Annotated in this window: 8 protein-coding genes; 2 read left to right on the forward strand and 6 right to left on the reverse strand. The window is 62.6% G+C overall.

What is annotated here, in order from left to right; genetic code table 11:
- Positions 1 to 113: 113 nt before the first annotated feature.
- Positions 114 to 2,636: a glycosyltransferase family 2 protein gene (locus D3869_RS32525; protein WP_137143729.1), complete on the forward strand. Its 2,523-nt coding sequence runs from the start codon at positions 114 to 116 to the stop codon at positions 2,634 to 2,636.
- Positions 2,637 to 2,661: 25 nt separating this feature from the next.
- Here D3869_RS32525 and D3869_RS32530 read toward each other — a convergent pair whose 3' ends face one another.
- Positions 2,662 to 3,729 carry a glycosyltransferase family 4 protein gene (locus D3869_RS32530; RefSeq protein ID WP_137143730.1) on the reverse strand — a complete coding sequence of 356 codons (1,068 nt, stop codon included), beginning with the start codon at positions 3,727 to 3,729 and terminating at the stop codon, positions 2,662 to 2,664.
- A gap of 597 nt (positions 3,730 to 4,326) precedes the next feature.
- Here D3869_RS32530 and D3869_RS34595 point away from each other — a divergent pair.
- Positions 4,327 to 5,103 carry a CatB-related O-acetyltransferase gene (locus D3869_RS34595; RefSeq protein ID WP_137143731.1) on the forward strand — a complete coding sequence of 259 codons (777 nt, stop codon included), beginning with the start codon at positions 4,327 to 4,329 and terminating at the stop codon, positions 5,101 to 5,103.
- A gap of 110 nt (positions 5,104 to 5,213) precedes the next feature.
- Here the strand turns inward: D3869_RS34595 and D3869_RS32540 are convergent, their stop codons facing one another.
- The 5 genes from D3869_RS32540 to D3869_RS32560 form a co-directional block, all read right to left on the reverse strand.
- Positions 5,214 to 7,226, reverse strand: a complete 2,013-nt coding sequence (locus D3869_RS32540) for an HAD-IIIC family phosphatase (protein ID WP_175426715.1) — start codon at positions 7,224 to 7,226, stop codon at positions 5,214 to 5,216.
- Positions 7,227 to 7,417: 191 nt separating this feature from the next.
- Positions 7,418 to 7,990 (reverse strand): D-sedoheptulose-7-phosphate isomerase, encoded by a 573-nt coding sequence (locus D3869_RS32545; RefSeq protein WP_137143733.1) that lies wholly within the window; start codon positions 7,988 to 7,990, stop codon positions 7,418 to 7,420.
- A gap of 28 nt (positions 7,991 to 8,018) precedes the next feature.
- Positions 8,019 to 9,476 (reverse strand): bifunctional D-glycero-beta-D-manno-heptose-7-phosphate kinase/D-glycero-beta-D-manno-heptose 1-phosphate adenylyltransferase HldE, encoded by a 1,458-nt coding sequence (hldE, locus tag D3869_RS32550; protein WP_137143734.1) that lies wholly within the window; start codon positions 9,474 to 9,476, stop codon positions 8,019 to 8,021.
- Between the two features lie 40 nt (positions 9,477 to 9,516).
- Entirely contained in the window at positions 9,517 to 10,503 is a 987-nt protein-coding gene (gene rfaD / locus D3869_RS32555) for an ADP-glyceromanno-heptose 6-epimerase (RefSeq protein ID WP_175426719.1), read from the reverse strand.
- 404 nt (positions 10,504 to 10,907) lie between these two features.
- Positions 10,908 to 16,280, reverse strand: coding sequence for a glycosyltransferase family 4 protein (locus tag D3869_RS32560; RefSeq protein WP_137143736.1), 5,373 nt, complete (start codon positions 16,278 to 16,280; stop codon positions 10,908 to 10,910).
- Positions 16,281 to 16,442 lie beyond the last annotated feature (162 nt).

Here is a 16,442-nt window from a genome sequence, read left to right on the forward strand (position 1 = left end):
CAGTCAAACGGCCGTACTTCTGCTATGAACAGCCCTGCGACGATCCGGTTCTTGCCCTGGCACGCTTCGCACCATTGCCTCATGGTCATCCTCGATTTGGATTCGCGCCCTCCATGACCGACATCATCCCCCGGCCTTTCGATGGACAGCCCCTCGGCGACACCCTGTCGGGAGACCTGGGGGCGGGCTCACCGGCGCACGCGTGGCCCTTCCATGGACGGCTGGAGGCGATCGCGGGGACGCTTCTGTCCGGCTGGGTCCTGTCGACGGCCTCCCCGCACGCCCCGGTGGCGTTGCGCGTCGCCGCCGGCCGGGCCGAGGCGACGATCCTTCCGGACCGCGAGGCGCCGGCCTTGAGCCGCCTGCTGGGACAGCCGGTGCGCTGCCGCTTCGCCGTGGATCTGGCCGCGCTGTTCCCCGGGGTGGATCTGACCGGCCTGCCGGTCTCCGTGCGGGTGGCCGAAAGCGGGCAGCTGCTGGAAAACGCGCCGCAGACGGTTGCCGGGCCCCGCGCGGTGGTCGCCCATGTGGACCGGATGGAGGGGCAGCGCATCCTGGGCTGGGCGGTCAACACGCAGGATGAGGGCGAGGCGGTCGAGGTCGAGGTCCTGGTGGACGGGCACCCGATCGCCCGCATCGTCGCCAACCAGCAGCGCCGGGACCTGCTGGCCCGCTTCACCACCTGCGACCATGGCTTCGAATCCGCCGTGCCGGGTCTGTCGGGAACGGAGCTGAGCCTGCGCGACCGGCGCAGCGGCGCCGTCGTCTTCGGTCCCATCCCGATCGTCCTGGACGAGGTGCGGGCCAGCCGCAGCGGCGCCTTGGCCGACCGGCTGGACGGGCTGGCCGCGCTGCTGGAGGAGATCCGGACCGACCTGCCCCGCCAACGGCGCTTGGCCGCCTATCCGATCGCCGATTACGCCGCCTATCACCGCGAGCACGGGGCGGAAACCGCCGGCCGGCGGGCCCGGCTTGCCCCGCGGGCGGCGGCCTTGGGCCAGGACGGCCCCCTGTTCTCGGTGGTGATGCCGGTCTGCGACCCGCCGCTGTGGATGCTCGCCGAGGCCATCGAGTCCGTGCGCCGCCAGCTCTATGGCCGGTGGGAGCTGTGCATCGCCGACGACGCCTCGCGCAGCGACGCCGTGCGCGCCCTGCTGCGCGACGAGGCGGCCCGCGATCCCCGCATCCGGGTGTCCTTCGCGGCCGCGCGGCAGGGCGTGTGCGCCGCCACCAACCGGGCGATCGGGCTGGCCGGCGGCGATTACGTCGCCTTCCTCGACCACGATGACCGCCTGTCCTTCGACGCCCTGCTGCGCATGGCGGAGGCCATCGGGGAAAGCCGCGCCCCCGTGCTGTACAGCGACGAGGACCGCATCGCCCCGGATGGCCGCCATGTCGACCCGGCGCTGAAGCCGGACCTCGATCCGGAGCTTCTCCAGTCGGTCAACCACGTCTGCCACCTTCTGGTGGTGAAGCGCGCCCTGCTGGGCGAGCTCGGCGGTCTGCGTCCGGGATTCGAGGGCGTGCAGGATCACGACCTCGTTCTGCGGCTGCTGGAGCGGGTGGGGGCCGCCGGCATCCGCCATGTGCCGCGGGTGCTCTATCACTGGCGCATCAACCCGTCGTCGCTGTCCGGCCAGGGCGGCAACGACGCGGCCATCCTGGACGGCATCGGGCGTTGCGTGCGCGAGCATCTGGCCCGGCTCGGCCGGCGGGCCACGGTCACCGCCGATCTTGAGACGTTCCGGGCGTCGGGCGGGCTGTTCCACGCCCGCGTGCGCCCTGCCCTGCCCAGCCCGGCGCCGATGGTGTCCATCGTCGTGCCGACCAAGGACGCGGTGGATCTCGTGCGCGACTGCGTCGGCAGCCTGCTGTCCCGGACCATGTACCCGAATTTCGAGGTCGTTCTGGTCGACCACGACAGCGCCGAGCCGCAGTCCCGTCCCTTCTTCAACACGCTCGCCCGCGACCCGCGGGTCCGCGTCGCGGATTTCCATGGCCCCTTCAACTGGGCGGCGATCAACAACGCGGCGGCGGCGGGGTGCCGCGGCGATGTCCTGTGCTTCCTCAACAACGACATCGTGGTGACCGAACCCGACTGGTTGTCCGAGATGGTGGCGCGTCTGGCCCAGCCGGGGGTCGGAGCGGTCGGCGCGAAGCTGCTCTACCCCAACGGCACGGTGCAGCACGCCGGCGTGGTCCTGGGGGCGGGCGGAACCGCCGATCATGCCTTCGCCGGGCTGCCCGGCGACGCGCCCGGGCATCTCGGCCAGGCGATCCTGCCGCGCACGGTGTCGGCGGTGACCGGCGCCTGCCTCGTCACGTCGCGCACCGCCTTCCAGGCGGTGGGCGGCTTCGACATGGTGCACCTGCCGGTGGCCTACGCCGACGTGGATTACTGCCTGAAGATCCAGCAGGCGGGGTTGCGCGTGCTGTGGACGCCTTACGCCCGGCTGCTCCACCTGGAAACCCAGACCCGCGGCGCCGACGACACGGCGGAGAAGGCGGCCCGGCTGGCGGTCGAGGCCGGACGGCTGCGCGCCCGCTGGGGCGGCCTGAGCGCCGATCCCTTCTACAACCCCCATTTCGAACCGCTGGGCCCCACCTACGGGCTGCTGCGCCCGCAGCCGGACTGAGCTGACGCCGCGGCCCGAAGCGGGCTCAACCGCGCCGCGCCGCCTGGAGAAGCTCCACGAGGCGCGGCGCCATGCGGTCGAGAGAGTAGAGCGCCTCCACCCGCGCGCGCCCGGCGGCCCCCATGCGGCGGCGCAGGTCCGGATCGGCGGCAAGCCGGCCCAGCGCCATCGTCCAGTCCTCCGGCGTCGTCGCCAGGAAGCCGTTGACGCCGTGTTCCACGATGTCGCGGTTCATGCCCACGGGGGACGCCACCACCGGCTTGCCGCAGGCCATGTACTGGATGAGCTTGTAGCCGCACTTGCCACGCTCCCACGGCGTGTCCGACAGCGGCATGACGCCGACGTCGAATCCGGCGATGCGCCGGCTTTCCGTTTCCTCCTCCCAAGGATAACGGTCGGGACGCAGAGCCCCCAGTGCCGCGGGCGAAGCCCCCACCAGGCTGATTCCCACGCCCTTGCCCTCCTTCACGTCGCGCAGGGGAGCGGCGATCAGGTCCAGGTAATGCTCCGTGATGGGGGAGCCGATCCAGCCGACCACCATGGGCCGATCGGGCTCCGACGGCGACGGAACCGGGTAATGGTCGAGGTCGACCACGGTCGGCAGGATCTCCACATGGCGGGCGCCCGCCGACTCCGCCCGCCCGGCCAGATAGCCGTTGCCAACGGTGACCAGCGCCGCCCGCCGCATGAGCCGGTCGAGCTTGTCGCCGAGCAGGCGGCGCACCGGCCACCAGCGGCTGAGGTCATAGCGGTGGAACCAGGCGTCGTCGAAATCCAGCACATAGGGCGGGGCCGCGTCGAGCAGGGCGCGCTCACCGCCATAGGGCAGCCAGGGCAGGATCTCCTTCTCGATCCACAGCAGATCGAAGGAACGCGTGTCGCAGAAGCGGCGGACGCGGTCCAAGTACCCCTGAGCGACGCTGCGAAAAGGCCTCGGCCGGCCGGCGTAGAGCGCTTCCAGGTACGAGTCGGACAGCAGCGGCATCGTTTCGACGGACATGCCGGCACGCTCCAGCGCCGGCAGGAACTGATAATGCCGCAGGCGGCTGCTGGGTCCCCGAAGACCGTAGCGTGACAGCAGGAGGATGCGCATGGCCGCGGGCGGTGCTTTTTCCAGCAAGGACAGGACGGATACCGTGATACAGAGCGTGGACGTCGAGCCGGAGGCGAGCGCTCCGAAGGATAGTTTGGGAATCCTCCCTATGGAAGATTGCCTCCTCTGGAACACCCGGAACACGGAGCGGGTCGCAATTCCGGGGTATCTTCCTCAAACACGCTCTTCAAATCCACTAGCATCTGTTGATGACCGGAAATTCGTGCCTATCATGTAGCGACGCAAACTATCAAATATAAGAGAAGGTAAAAATGGAAGAATATCAGTTTTTATTTCACTAAGAAAGAAAAATACTGCAAGCACCAAATTATCAGCACTAACTCGATGTATCATTAATAATTTTATCCACTTATTTTCTTTATTGATAGCGAGTAGAAATAAAAAAATTAGAGTTTTCTTTATAATTAGAAAAAATTACCACCATTTATCTGCGTAATAGATTAATTTCCTAAATTAATAGTTCATGAAAAATCGATACATATGTTAAATACTATTAAGAGCAAAAAAATAAAATACATTGCATCCCGCGCTTTGGGAGCGTATGGAAATAAAAAGTCATTATCTACGAGCCCCTCCATGCTGGACATTGTGAACGAAGACGAACATCACGCGACACTCCTCCTAAATGATCATCTGGAAAAAATTTTTATTGAGAAAAAAATTTTTCTTAGACCAAATAGCCTTCCAAAATACCGTCATATTATATTTCCAAAATCCATTACCATCGAACAATACGCACATTTTCCCGCGTCTCATAGACTATACACTAATGGAGCATTTTCTTATTCTGAGAGCCAACATCATATTATTAATTTAAGAGTTGGTCGCTTTACATCTATAGCTTCTGGGTTTCATTTGTTTGGTGAAAGGCACCCCACAGAATGGGTAACGCAGTCAAATTTCCTGTACAACACAGGATATCCAGCGATTGCGGTTGGCCGAAGGGATTTGCTCTCCGATCCAGACAATCTCTCTGTACCTGAAGGTAACAATCATTCGGGCGCATCTATCGGAAACGATGTTTGGATAGGGCAAAACGTACAGATGGCCCAGGGAATTACTGTCGGCGACGGCGCCGTTATTGCTGCTGGAGCAGTAGTCACAAAAGATGTGCCGCCATATACAATTGTCGGGGGCGTTCCGGCAAAAATAATTAAGATGCGCTTCACTCAAGAAATTTGTAAAGATTTGCTGGAATGCCAGTGGTGGAACTATGACCCATCCTACCTGTACGAATTTGGGTTTAAAGACCCTAAAAATTTTGTCGAATCATTTAAACGGCATGCCAGCTCTGGACGCCTAAGAAGTTTTTCTCCAGCCAAATTTACGTGGAATGATCTATGCAATATTTAGCTCAATTAATCTTGTGAGTCTCCCGGCTCCCTCCTGAATTTAAACCAGGAGGGAGCTAAAAGCATGAAGGCCTTTTTATTATTCCTTGTTGTTTCCAAGCGCCGCCATTTTTAAATAGCAATATCCATTATTCTTACATGGGCAGGATAGCCCACTCCCCTTTCAACCTTTTTATGCCAAATCCCATTTTCAACCTCATTAAATCCGTTATTGTGAAAGATATTTTGCGATACTTTATTTTTCTCCGTTGGGCAGATTTTTCCTTGGATTTCACGAAACCCACAATCAGAAATGTATTTCACAGCGGCAGAAATTCCAAAGTTCTCAACTTCCATGCCAAATACGCGACAGCTCAATACAAATTGTTGTATTATATTTTCTGCGATAGCAACAACACCTGTAAGGCCATAGTTCGTATACTTGTCCTTTACCTCAAAAGCTAAAAAATATCCGCCATTTTCGAGAAAAATCTGTGTATCAGGAATGCTCCAGCGCACCCCCGTTGTATTAAATTGATTGGTCTTATTGATAAGTTCGAAGCACCGATCAAACCTTCTATCACTTTGGGATGCGATTTTAGTGACTCCAACCTGAACACCAAGATTGGCAATAAAATCTTCGTGAGATACGACTGACTTCTCGCTCTCACGGCGAATCTGGGCTTGAACCATATCCGTTCTTCTGATGGCCTCATCGGTCAGAACGGCTCGCTGCGTCTCAGAAGACCACAGCAGGATACGGCGCCAACTCGCAACAGGGGCATCCAAGACGCGAATGCCTGGGAGCGCAGCCTTAACCGCAGCGCGCTCGACCGGATTGTCATCGACAAAGAGGACGCTGTTCGGCAGAAGATTAACATCCTCCAATATCTTAGAAATATTTTCAGCCTTCGGCCGCCAATTCGCCACAACGCTGACAAAGTTACCAAGGCTGAAACGAGATTCGTATAGTTCCCCCCAAATTTTTTTAACATTGTTGACATCATTTTTACTAACAATGGCCAGCATAATTCCACGGCGCCACAAATATGAAGCCGCTTCTACAATTCCGATCGGCCAGCCCTCGGTCAGTTCTTCACTGATGTTTTCACGCTCTGCAGGAACGCCTCGCCAAAGAGTATCATCCAAATCAAAAATTACCAGCTTAATAGCGTCTGTTTGTTGAATAGTCCTATACATAGCACGGGCTTCCTCAAAAGCCGCGACAATATACTTCTCAGTTTTAGGTCCATATAGAGCTGTTACGCTCCCAAGAGGTTCAAGACGAGGCTCGTCAAACCTACTTTCAATATCTGCCAGAATCGCACCATGGCTAGTCACAGACACCAAGTCTTCATTTACATACTTTTTCCCAAACATACTGCAAATTTGGTCAAAGTCGATCATGTAAACGTTATTGCGTGATTTTAGCTCCTCGTAGAGGAAGCCATTCAGCTTATCAATAAAGTGGACCATGCTGGTCAATTTATATCGATCCTGCATGCGGCCAATTGGGTCTTGCTGTACATTGTGGAAATTCAAGACAAAGCTCAAGAGCCCATGCTCGGTGTTATACCGCAAAATGGCATCAAGGTTGCGGGAAAGCCTTTCGCAAGACTCGGAAAATAGCTTTTCGTAGCCCTCCTCATCTGAGTAGCGCAGAGAGAAATATGTCGCCTCAGGAATAACCGACCGCAATGGTATTTGAAGTATTTGGAAGTCGTACTGACTTTTAATATCAATATCTTGATCTGGGAGAATCGATGCATTATTAAAAATAATGTACTCCATATGAAGCGAGTCATATTGCTTAGCAAGCACATTGCGCCAGCTATCCAAAAGGCATGATCCTACCAAAAGTACTTTTTTCAGGCGCGTCTCGTTCAATGAGAGATCTTGAGGGACACGATAAATATGCCCCTCAACACTGCCGTCATACGCCCCCTCAAAATTACCAACTATGCGTCGTTTCATTTCATTGGAGTTCATAATAATTCCAATGACGTCTCGACAAGTAGCGTTAGTCTTAATAAGACTTTCTGCATGCTCGGAGCTGACAGACCGGCCGAGCATAACACGGAAGATTTCTTGAACATCCTCCTCTGTAGCGCACTTGCTCAGAAAGCTACCCGTGGTATTTTTCATAGGCATTACCTTTCAAAAAAACTATTTTCTTTTGGCCCCTTATCGTCTGGACACGCTTCTATATTCCATTATGAACAAATCTTTAGTCTGAAAGACTAATGATCTGTTGCTGGGAAAGAAAGCGCCGCAGATAAAAGGCTCAAAAAGCCATATTTGCTAATAAGGCTTTTATAAGTAAATCGAAATCTTCTTCATTCTTTCCTCGCAACGACTTCTTCTACCTTGTCGCACAGCAGATGGTAGAGGCAGATGTGGGCTTCCTGAATGTGCGGCGTCACGCGCGAGGGAACGTCGAGCAGGACGTCGCACAGCTCGGCCATGGCGCCGCCGCCCTGGCCGGTCAGGCCGACCGTGGCCATGCCCATCTCGCGCGCCACATGCAGCGCCGCGATGACGTTCTTCGAGTTGCCGCTCGTCGAGATGCCGATGAAGACTCCGCCCTGGCGGCCATGCGCCTCGACCTGGCGGGAGAAGACGGTCTCGTAGTCGTAATCGTTGGCCCAGGCGGTCAGCACCGCGGGGTTGGCCGAGAGGGCGACCACGTTGAGGCCGCGCCGCTCGCGCCGGAAACGGCCGACCAGTTCGCCGGCGATGTGCATGGCATCGCTGGCCGAACCGCCGTTGCCGCACACCAGCACCGGCAGGCCCTCGGTCAGCGCCGCGGCGGTGAGATCGACCGCGCGGTCGAGCGCGCCGTCCAGCCCATGCTCCTGGGTGGCGCGCAGGAGGGCGATGGTTTCGTCAAGATAGGCGGAAAGGGTCACGGGATCGGCCTTATCGCAAGCGGTGAGGTCAGGAAACGAGGCGGATGCGTTCGACGGTGCGGGTGGTGCTGAAGCCGTCCTTGAGGTCGGCCAGCAGCACCGTGCCGCCGTAGGATTGGACCAGATCGGCACCGACCACCTGGTCTACGCGATAATCGGCCCCCTTCACCAGAACATCCGGGCGGATGGCGTCGATCAGCTCCATCGGCGTGTCCTCACCGAACAGAACGACCAGATCCACCATTCCCAGCGAGGCCAGCACCGCGGCCCGCGCCAACTCGGACTGAACCGGCCGGGTCGGCCCCTTCAGCCGCTGCACGGACTCGTCCGTGTTGATGCCGACGACGAGCCGGTCGCAGCCGCCCCGCGCCTGCCGCAGCAGGGACAGGTGGCCGGGGTGCAGCAGGTCGAAGCAGCCGTTGGTGAAGCCGACCTTCAGCCCCTGGCGGCGCCAGCGTCCGGCCACCGCGGCGGCCTCGTGGCGCAGGACGATCTTGCGGTCGCTCTCGTCCATCTCCTGCCGGCGGGTGATGGCGGCCAGCTCGTCCCGGGTCACCTGGGAAGTCCCCAGCTTGCCCACCACGATGCCGGCCGCGGCGTTCGCCAGACGGGCGGCGTCCGGCAGGGCGACGCCCCGCGCCAAGGCGCAGGCGAGCGTGGCCACCACCGTGTCGCCGGCGCCGGAGACGTCGAACACCTCGTGCGCGATGGTCGGCAGATGCACATGGTCGTCCGCGGTGATCACGGTCATGCCCTGCTCGCTGCGGGTCGCCACCACCGCCTTCAGCCGGTGGCGGGCGATCAGGGTCCGTCCGGCGGCGACCACCGCCTCGTCGCCGTCGCACGGCATGCCGGTGGCCTCGCGCAGTTCGCGCAGGTTCGGCGTCACCACGTCGGCCCCCTCATAACGCCCGTAGTCGCGCCCCTTGGGATCGACGATCACGGTCCGGCCGGCCGCGCGCGCCAGGGCGATCAGCCGCGTCGGCATGTCGCCCGCCAGAACGCCCTTGGCGTAGTCGGACAGCAGGAGCACATCGGCCTCGCCGAGCGCGGCCGTGGCGGCCTCCAGCAGGCCCTCCCGCTCACGCGCCGACGGCGGGCCGACCCGCTCCTCGTCCAGGCGGACGACCTGCTGCTGGCGGGCGGTGATGCGGGTCTTGAGAATGGTCGGGCGATCCCCGGACTCGACCAGACGGTCCATCCCGCCCAGGCCGGACACGAGCCGCCGCACGCAGGCCCCGGCACCATCCGCGCCGATCAGCCCGACGAGCAGGGCCGAACCGCCGAGCGAGGCGACGTTCGCCGCGACGTTGCCAGCCCCGCCCAGCATCTCCTCGGTGCGGTCGAGCTTGACCACGGGAACCGGGGCTTCGGGGGAGATCCGCTCGATGTCGCCGTAAACGAAGCGGTCCAACATCACATCCCCGACCACGGCGACGCGCGCCGCACCCAGGCCGTCGACGATGTCCGTAAGGTATGCCGTCATGATTTCCCCAATCTCGGGTCCGCGCCGCACTGTCCGTTCGTCACCGGTACGGATCGGGCTGGGATAGGAAGCTCTGCACGTAGTCCGTCACGCCCTCCTCCAGCGGGGTCATGGGCCGGTCGTAGCCGATGGCCCGCAGCCGGCTGAGATCGGCCTGCGTGTAGTATTGATAGCGGTCGCGCAGAATCTCGGGCATGTCGACGTATTCGATCGACGGTTCGCGGCCGGCGGCGCGGTAGAGCGCCTCGATCAGGTCGCGGAAGGAACGCGCCTCGCCGCTGCCGACGTTGAAGATGCCGCTCGCTTCGGGATGATCCAGGAACCAGCGCACGACCGACACGCAGTCCCGCACATAGACGAAGTCGCGCAGCTGTCCGCCATGCGCGTAGTCCGGACGGTGCGACTTGAACAGGCGCACGGTGTCCCCCGCCGCCGCCGCCGCGTGGTTCTTGGCCACCACGCTCATCATGTCGCCCTTGTGGTATTCGTTCGGGCCATAGACGTTGAAGAACTTCAGCCCGACCCACTGCGGCGGCCGCGGCCGGCCGCGGCGCACCAGATCGATGATCCGGCGGTCGAAGGCATGCTTGGACCAGCCATAGGCGTTGAGCGGACGAAGCTCGGCCAGGGCGGCCGGGTCGTTGTCGTCCACGAACCCCCGCGCGCCATCGCCGTAGGTGGCCGCCGAGGAGGCGTAGATCAGCGGCACGCCGGCGGCGGCGCACCATTCCCAGAGATGGGCCGAGAATTTGATGTTCGTGTCGACGATCAGATCGACGTCGGTGGCGGTCGTCGCGGAAATCGCCCCCATATGGACCACCGCGCGCACGGTGCCCGCCGTACGGTCAAGGAAAGCCGGAAGCTCCGCCGGCGCCACGAAATCCGTCACCAGATGCTTGGCGAGATTCCGCCACTTCTGGCCGGTGCGCAGCCGGTCGCAGACCACGATCTCACAGTCGTTCCAGCCGTGCAGGGCGGCGGCGATGTTCGAGCCGATGAAGCCGGCTCCCCCGGTGACGATGATGATGTCAGTCATGAACGGACCATAGATACCGGGGATGTTGCCCAGGGTGACCGGCCGGCGCCCCCGCTTGAGGTGCCGTGGCAGCCTTTGTGGGGAGGAACTTCATATACCATCTGGTTGGCCGCCCGTCTTCTGGCTTTGCAGCATCGCCGCCCGAATTCACCCGCCAAACGGGAAAAAGGTCGCATCAAACGTCCTTTTCCGCCACGCCCCGACCGCATCCGGCTGCCGCACGGCAACCGGATCGGCGCGCTCCATACCGCCAACGCACTGTTGACACTTCGTTAATTGAAGAACCCCCTGCCCGGCTCTCCCCGACGGGCTGCCGGCGACGGCGGTGTCCCCTGCCCGTGCATCCATCGGACGCAGGGGGACACCGCCGGCCGCTCCCTTGGGTTTGCCGACTCTCAGGTCGTCCGGCCGGCTTCCGAGACCGAAGGCCGCTTCGCGGGCGACGGGGCCGCTTTCCAGCCGGCGGCCCGTGGCTTCCTGGCCGATTGGACGCCCATCATGCCATCCTTCTCCGAATCCTCCCCGTTGGCCTCGGAGCGGATTTCGGAAAGAGCCTCGAGCACAGCTTCGGATTCCGGCTTCGGCTGCGTCCCGTTGTGGTGGACTCCGTTGTGCTGGGCCCCGGCGGCGGGCTGATGCCATTCGATGCCGACGAGAAGAACACCGAGGCACCGGAAGTCCGAGCCAAGCCCGGCATCCTGCGGAACCAGCGTGCTGTCCGTAACCAGGGACACCTTCATGAGGCCCCCGGCCCGCCCCGTTCCGGGCGGCAACTCGACGGGCACGGCCTGCACGTCCATGTGCGACATCGTCCGGCTGGTCACGACGTCGTCGTCGATCAGGACATCGACCCGCGCCTGGCCCTGCTGGCCGGGAGCGACCGCGGCGCAATGCAGCGTCATGCGGGAGCCCGGGTGCATGTCCGTGGGCATCGCGATCCAGATGTCCCCACGCTCCCCGCTGGTCCAACGGCCGAGCGCCTCCCTGACATGCCAGTTGGGGAACAGGGCGACCCGCTCCAGCGCCTCGTCGGACGCGGGCAGGAAGGCCTTTTCCGGCAGGGTGCCCAAGCGTTTCAGCTCCATCTCGGCGACCCGAAGGCCAAGCAGGCGGCGGTCGCCGGATATGCCCAGGCGCTGCGGGCTGGTGGCCACGTTCCGGCGGAACGCGATCGTGATCTCCTTGCTCCCCTGTGGCAGCGCGGAGCCGAGATCGAGGGGCACGATCCGTGAGACCAGACAGGCGTTCGGAGCGGTCAGATCGACCGGAACCGCGATGTCGGTGCCTTCGATGGCGATTGTGGCCGTGTCGTCCGGCTTGCCCGTCGACAGCGCCGCGACATTCAGCAGCAGGATCTCGTTCCGGTCTTCGCCGATGGTCACGGTGCAATCGAAACGCCCAAGGTCGCCGATCGACCAGACGCCCTGCTCCTCCGCCGCGTACCAGCCCCAGGGCATGAACGCCTGCTGGACCGCCGCGTTGGCCGAGGACAACACGACGCTCCGCCCGCTCGGCAGCTCGGGGATGTTGCGCTGGGCCTTCGGAACGGGCTGGTCCAACCGGATCTGGGCGATCACGAATTCGCCCGGCCCAGCCTCCTGATTGCCGATCATCCGGGTGGACAGGAAGACGATCTCGGCGGGATCCCTCTTCAACAGGGCCGCCATCGGCAGAACCATGCGCCGGGAGCTCGGCGCGTCGGTCTCGATGGTCCAGCTGTCGACAAACTCGTCGTTCACCAGCACCGAGATCACGATGCTTTCGCCAGCGGAAACGTCCGCGACGATGGCCGCCTCCAACACCGCGTCGCTTTGCGCGGACAGATCAATGGTGCCCCCCCGCAGGCGGAGGCTGCCCCGCTGGGACCGGAAACCGTCGAAATGGACGGTCGCGGCGTCGACCGCGAGCTGCGCATCATTCACCGCCACCGCCATCCAGCTGCGGTTCACCGGGTAGGCGGGACGCACCGCGCTGAGCCGGAAAGTCTGCGCGAGATTCATGGTGGGCGGGGCGCCGAGCGCACGGCGAAGCTCGCTGCGCGTCGCCAGCAGGTCGAGGCTGTTCGTCGTCGCCGACACCGCTTGCAGGCTGAAACCGGTCACGCCGAGACCGAGGAGACGATGGTCTTCGGAGTTCGCGACGACCTCGCTGACCTTGTACCTTTCCATCGCGGTCAATTCGATGACGATCTGTCCGTCGTCGTCGACCAATCCCTTCGGAATCAGCGCCTTGCCGGCGGCGTAGGGCCAGCCGCCCCGCCCGGTCGCGGACCGGAAATCCCAGTCGGCGACTTTCACGCCGTTGGCGACGACGCTGCACCGGTCGGTCCTGTTCGCCTTGCTGAAATGCTTGGCGATCACCGTCAGGATCAGATCCTCGTCCGGCTTCGCCGTCAGGACGACGCGAATCCTCGCCGTGCGCGAGCTTGCCCAGGTCCCCCAGCTTTCGCGCTGGAACCAGCCGCCATGCCGGTAGCGCGGCACCGGCTCATCCGCGGTGAACAGCACGAGATCGCCGAGCGTGTAAAGGTCGCGCCGGGCCGGAACCAGAGGCTTGGCCAGAGCCTTCAGCATCCCCGCCACCGTGTCCATCCACGAGGTCGGAACATACTCGTCGCGGATGCGGGCTTCCTTCGCGTCGCGGGCGCTCTTCGACGTCGCGTAGTGCTGGATGACCGCCGCCCAGAGCTTGCGATCCAGAGGGTCGAGCAGATCGGTGAGCGTGGGGGCGATTTCCGGAACCGAGGAGCGGTTCGACGCCACGCAGATCTTGCCGTAGCTGAGGCTTTCACCGACGGGCAGCCCCCAGCCTTCGTAAAGCGACGGGTAGACCGTGAACAGGCAGGTCCGGTAGAGCCAGTCGAGAAGGGCGTCGTCGACGTCGTTCAGAATATGGATGTGCCGGTTGACCAGGCGATCCTCCTGGATCGTCCGGGCCATCTCGCCGCCGTTCCACAACACCCCGCCGGCGATCACCAGATGCGGGCAGCGATCGCCCATCGTCGTCCGGAGCATGGTCCAGACGTCGTACAGAAGCCCGTAGTTCTTCCGCGCGTGGATGCCGCCGGTGGCGAGGATGAAGGGAACCTTGGAGAATTTCGCCTGGATCGCCCGGCCTTTCTCGGACATCTCCATGGCGAAGATGCCGATGGCGTCGGCCAGCCGGAACTTGCCGATCGAGCACAGGTCGAGATCCGTTTCGAGCGCAAGCGCCTCAAGGTCCGAACGCGTGTTGTCGGAATAGGCGAGCAGGCGATCCGTCGTCTGAAGCAGCGTGTTCAGGTTCGCCGTGAAGCGGCCGGAATAGCCGTCCAGGAACCAATGCGGGAACAGCACCGGGGTCAGATCGTGCATCAGCACCGACAGTTCGAGCCGGTGCTCAATGGCGAAGGTCGACAGGAAATGGACGTAGGAGGCGTTCTGCATCCAGCTGCTGCCGACCACGACGAACCGCGAGCCCGGACGGAAGGTCCCCTTCTCGATCGGGAACACCGTCGTCGCCTGGAGATAGGCGGACAGCAGGTCGCGGGCGACGATCGATTGGGGAATTTCGACGAAGCCGACCTCGACCGATCTCCACACCACGAAACGAACACGCACCCCCTTGGTGGCGAGCAGAGCCGTGGCCATCGAACGCTCCACCCGCACGATGCCGGACCGGGTGTTGGCGTTGTTGGCCAGGGTGGTCAGATCGAAGACGATCTCGATGGGGTCCTGGACCTCGCCCGTCTCTGCGGCGGCCTTTTCGTCATGGACCGGCACGGGCAGCGGCGCGACGCGCGCGACGCCGGGCGGACGAATTCCGGCCGCGCGGCGCGCGGCGACCTCCTCGTAGACGTCGGTCACGGCGGCCGTGTGGACGTCCCAGGAGAAGGAACGGGCGACATGATCCTTGAGGGATTCACGGTCGCCGTCCGACCAACCGCCTTCCCAGGCTTCCAGAACGGCCTGGCGGATGGAGGCCGGGTCGGCGGGATCGCAGTAAAGGGCGCGGTCGCCGAAATACTCCCGCTCCGACGACCGGTCGCTCAGCACCATCCGCGCACCGGCCGCGCCGGCCTCAAGCGCGGCGAGCGGGGCCCCCTCCGCCCAGCTCGGCAGGGTGAAGACGCGGGCTCCGGCGATGGCCGAGCGCAGCATCTCCGAACCCGGCTCCAGGCGATCGATGATGAGGAGGTTCGGTCCGCCGAAGGACTTCACCAGCCGCAGATACTCCTCGTCGCCGGGATGGCCGATGAGGACGAGCGGAATGCCGGTGTCGCGCAGCGCCAGGGCGAGCAGGAGCTGGTTCTTGCGGTGCTCGATCCGGGCGACGCACAGCACATAGTCCTTCAGCCCGTAAGCCGAGCGGAACAGGTCCGGGTCGCCGCAGGAGAAGAGCGCGGCATCGACCGGGTTGCGGACGATCCGGCTGACCTCGGGCAGGGAGGGCACCAGCGTCGCCGTCAGCGCGCGTTCCCGCTCGCCAAGGAAGACGAAGGCGTCCGCCGTCTCCGCCAATTCGCGCAGGGCGTCGAGGTAACCGGGCTCCGGCTCCCCGCGCAGGCCGTCCTCCGCCCGCATGGCCTGGCGGGCCCTGGCCCAGGCCATCGCCGCTTCCGCATGCTCCGGCGAGGTTGCGCCGCGGAAGACGCGCAGGATGTCGGCCTGCCAGAGGCCGGCCTCGGACAGGTCGAGCATGATGGGAGAGAAGACGAACGGCTTGCCAAGCGTCGCTGCCCGGCGGGCGATCCGGACGGCCGAAACCGGCGGCCACACATTGTAGGCGTGGACCAGATCGTAGCGGGGCAGGTCGACCGTCGGATAGCGAAGCGCCGCCGCCTCGATGTCCTTCTGCCGCAGGGCCTGGGCGGTGCGCGGAATACGGACGCTGGGGCCCCCGATGACGGTGCTCTCCAGCCCATGGCTCAGCAGGGCGACGGAACGGACCCGGCGGCACGAGACCGGAGCGCTGGTCGGCACGAGGTTCCGTTCCGTCGCAAGACGGCGGAACAGCGCGTCATGCCCTTCGGCCCAAGCGTCCCAGGTCATGCCGGACACGGCCCCGCGCAGGGCGAATTTTTTCTCGCGCAGGTTGCATAGAACCGCGCGCAGCGACTGCGCATCGCCGTTGTCGAAGGGGATGTGCGGAAAATCCTGAACCCATCCGGTGTTGGAGCCGATCACCGGAACGCCGGAAGCCAGGGCCTCCAGGACACACATCGGGCCGCCTTCGTTGGTGGCCGGCACCAGAATATAGTCCATGGAGCGGTAGAAGGCCGGCAGTTCCTCGTCGGTCAGCTTCAGCGCCGGTCCGGGCCAGCCTTCGCCGGTGAAGTGCCACTCGATCCCGGGAATGTCCATGACCGCGTTGACGAGCGCCTCTCCCTTGCGCCCCGTGTGATAGGTGCGGCCGACGACGGCGATCTTCAGGGTGGGGGCGAAGCGGTCAAGATCGACACCCGGCGAAATCACCGTGTTCGCAATGCCGGCGTCCGCCAGGATTCGCCCGGTCGCCTTCGACATGGCAATGGCCGCGTCGACGTCACGCGCCGCGGCCAAGAACCGCCCGGCCGTAACCGCGTCCTGTTCCTGGTGCGTGAAAAGCGCCACCTCTACTGGAGAGACGCGCTCCTTACGGCATCCATAAGTTATGTAATATTGAATAGGGGACGAGGCATCAGGCAGAGTATCAAAGCGAACATAAGAAAGTCTCTTCGCGATTTCATTTGCCAGGCGCTCCAGAATCCATCCACGGTCCGACAAAACGATGTGAACGAGGCGGTTCATCACACTCTCTTCTGGCAAATTTCAAAGGTTCATCGACTTTAAGACGACAAAAAAACAAATGCCGTCCAATTCATTCCATACCATTCGACGATGCAGACGGTAAACAACTTTTCAAATTAAGCCGTGAATCAAAAAATATCACAGGGAAACAAAATTTATGGA

The sequence above is a fragment of the Azospirillum brasilense genome (genome assembly GCF_005222205.1).
Lineage (GTDB): Bacteria > Pseudomonadota > Alphaproteobacteria > Azospirillales > Azospirillaceae > Azospirillum > Azospirillum brasilense_G.

Excerpts from the sequence above, each read along its gene's own strand:
- D3869_RS32525 (WP_137143729.1), top strand. The coding sequence starts at position 114 with ATGACCGACATCATCCCCCGGCCTTTCGATGGACAGCCCCTCGGCGAC.
- D3869_RS32530 (WP_137143730.1), bottom strand. The coding sequence starts at position 3,729 with ATGCGCATCCTCCTGCTGTCACGCTACGGTCTTCGGGGACCCAGCAGC.
- D3869_RS34595 (WP_137143731.1), top strand. The coding sequence starts at position 4,327 with ATGCTGGACATTGTGAACGAAGACGAACATCACGCGACACTCCTCCTA.
- D3869_RS32540 (WP_175426715.1), bottom strand. The coding sequence starts at position 7,226 with ATGAAAAATACCACGGGTAGCTTTCTGAGCAAGTGCGCTACAGAGGAG.
- hldE (WP_137143734.1), bottom strand. The coding sequence starts at position 9,476 with ATGACGGCATACCTTACGGACATCGTCGACGGCCTGGGTGCGGCGCGC.
- D3869_RS32560 (WP_137143736.1), bottom strand. The coding sequence starts at position 16,280 with ATGAACCGCCTCGTTCACATCGTTTTGTCGGACCGTGGATGGATTCTG.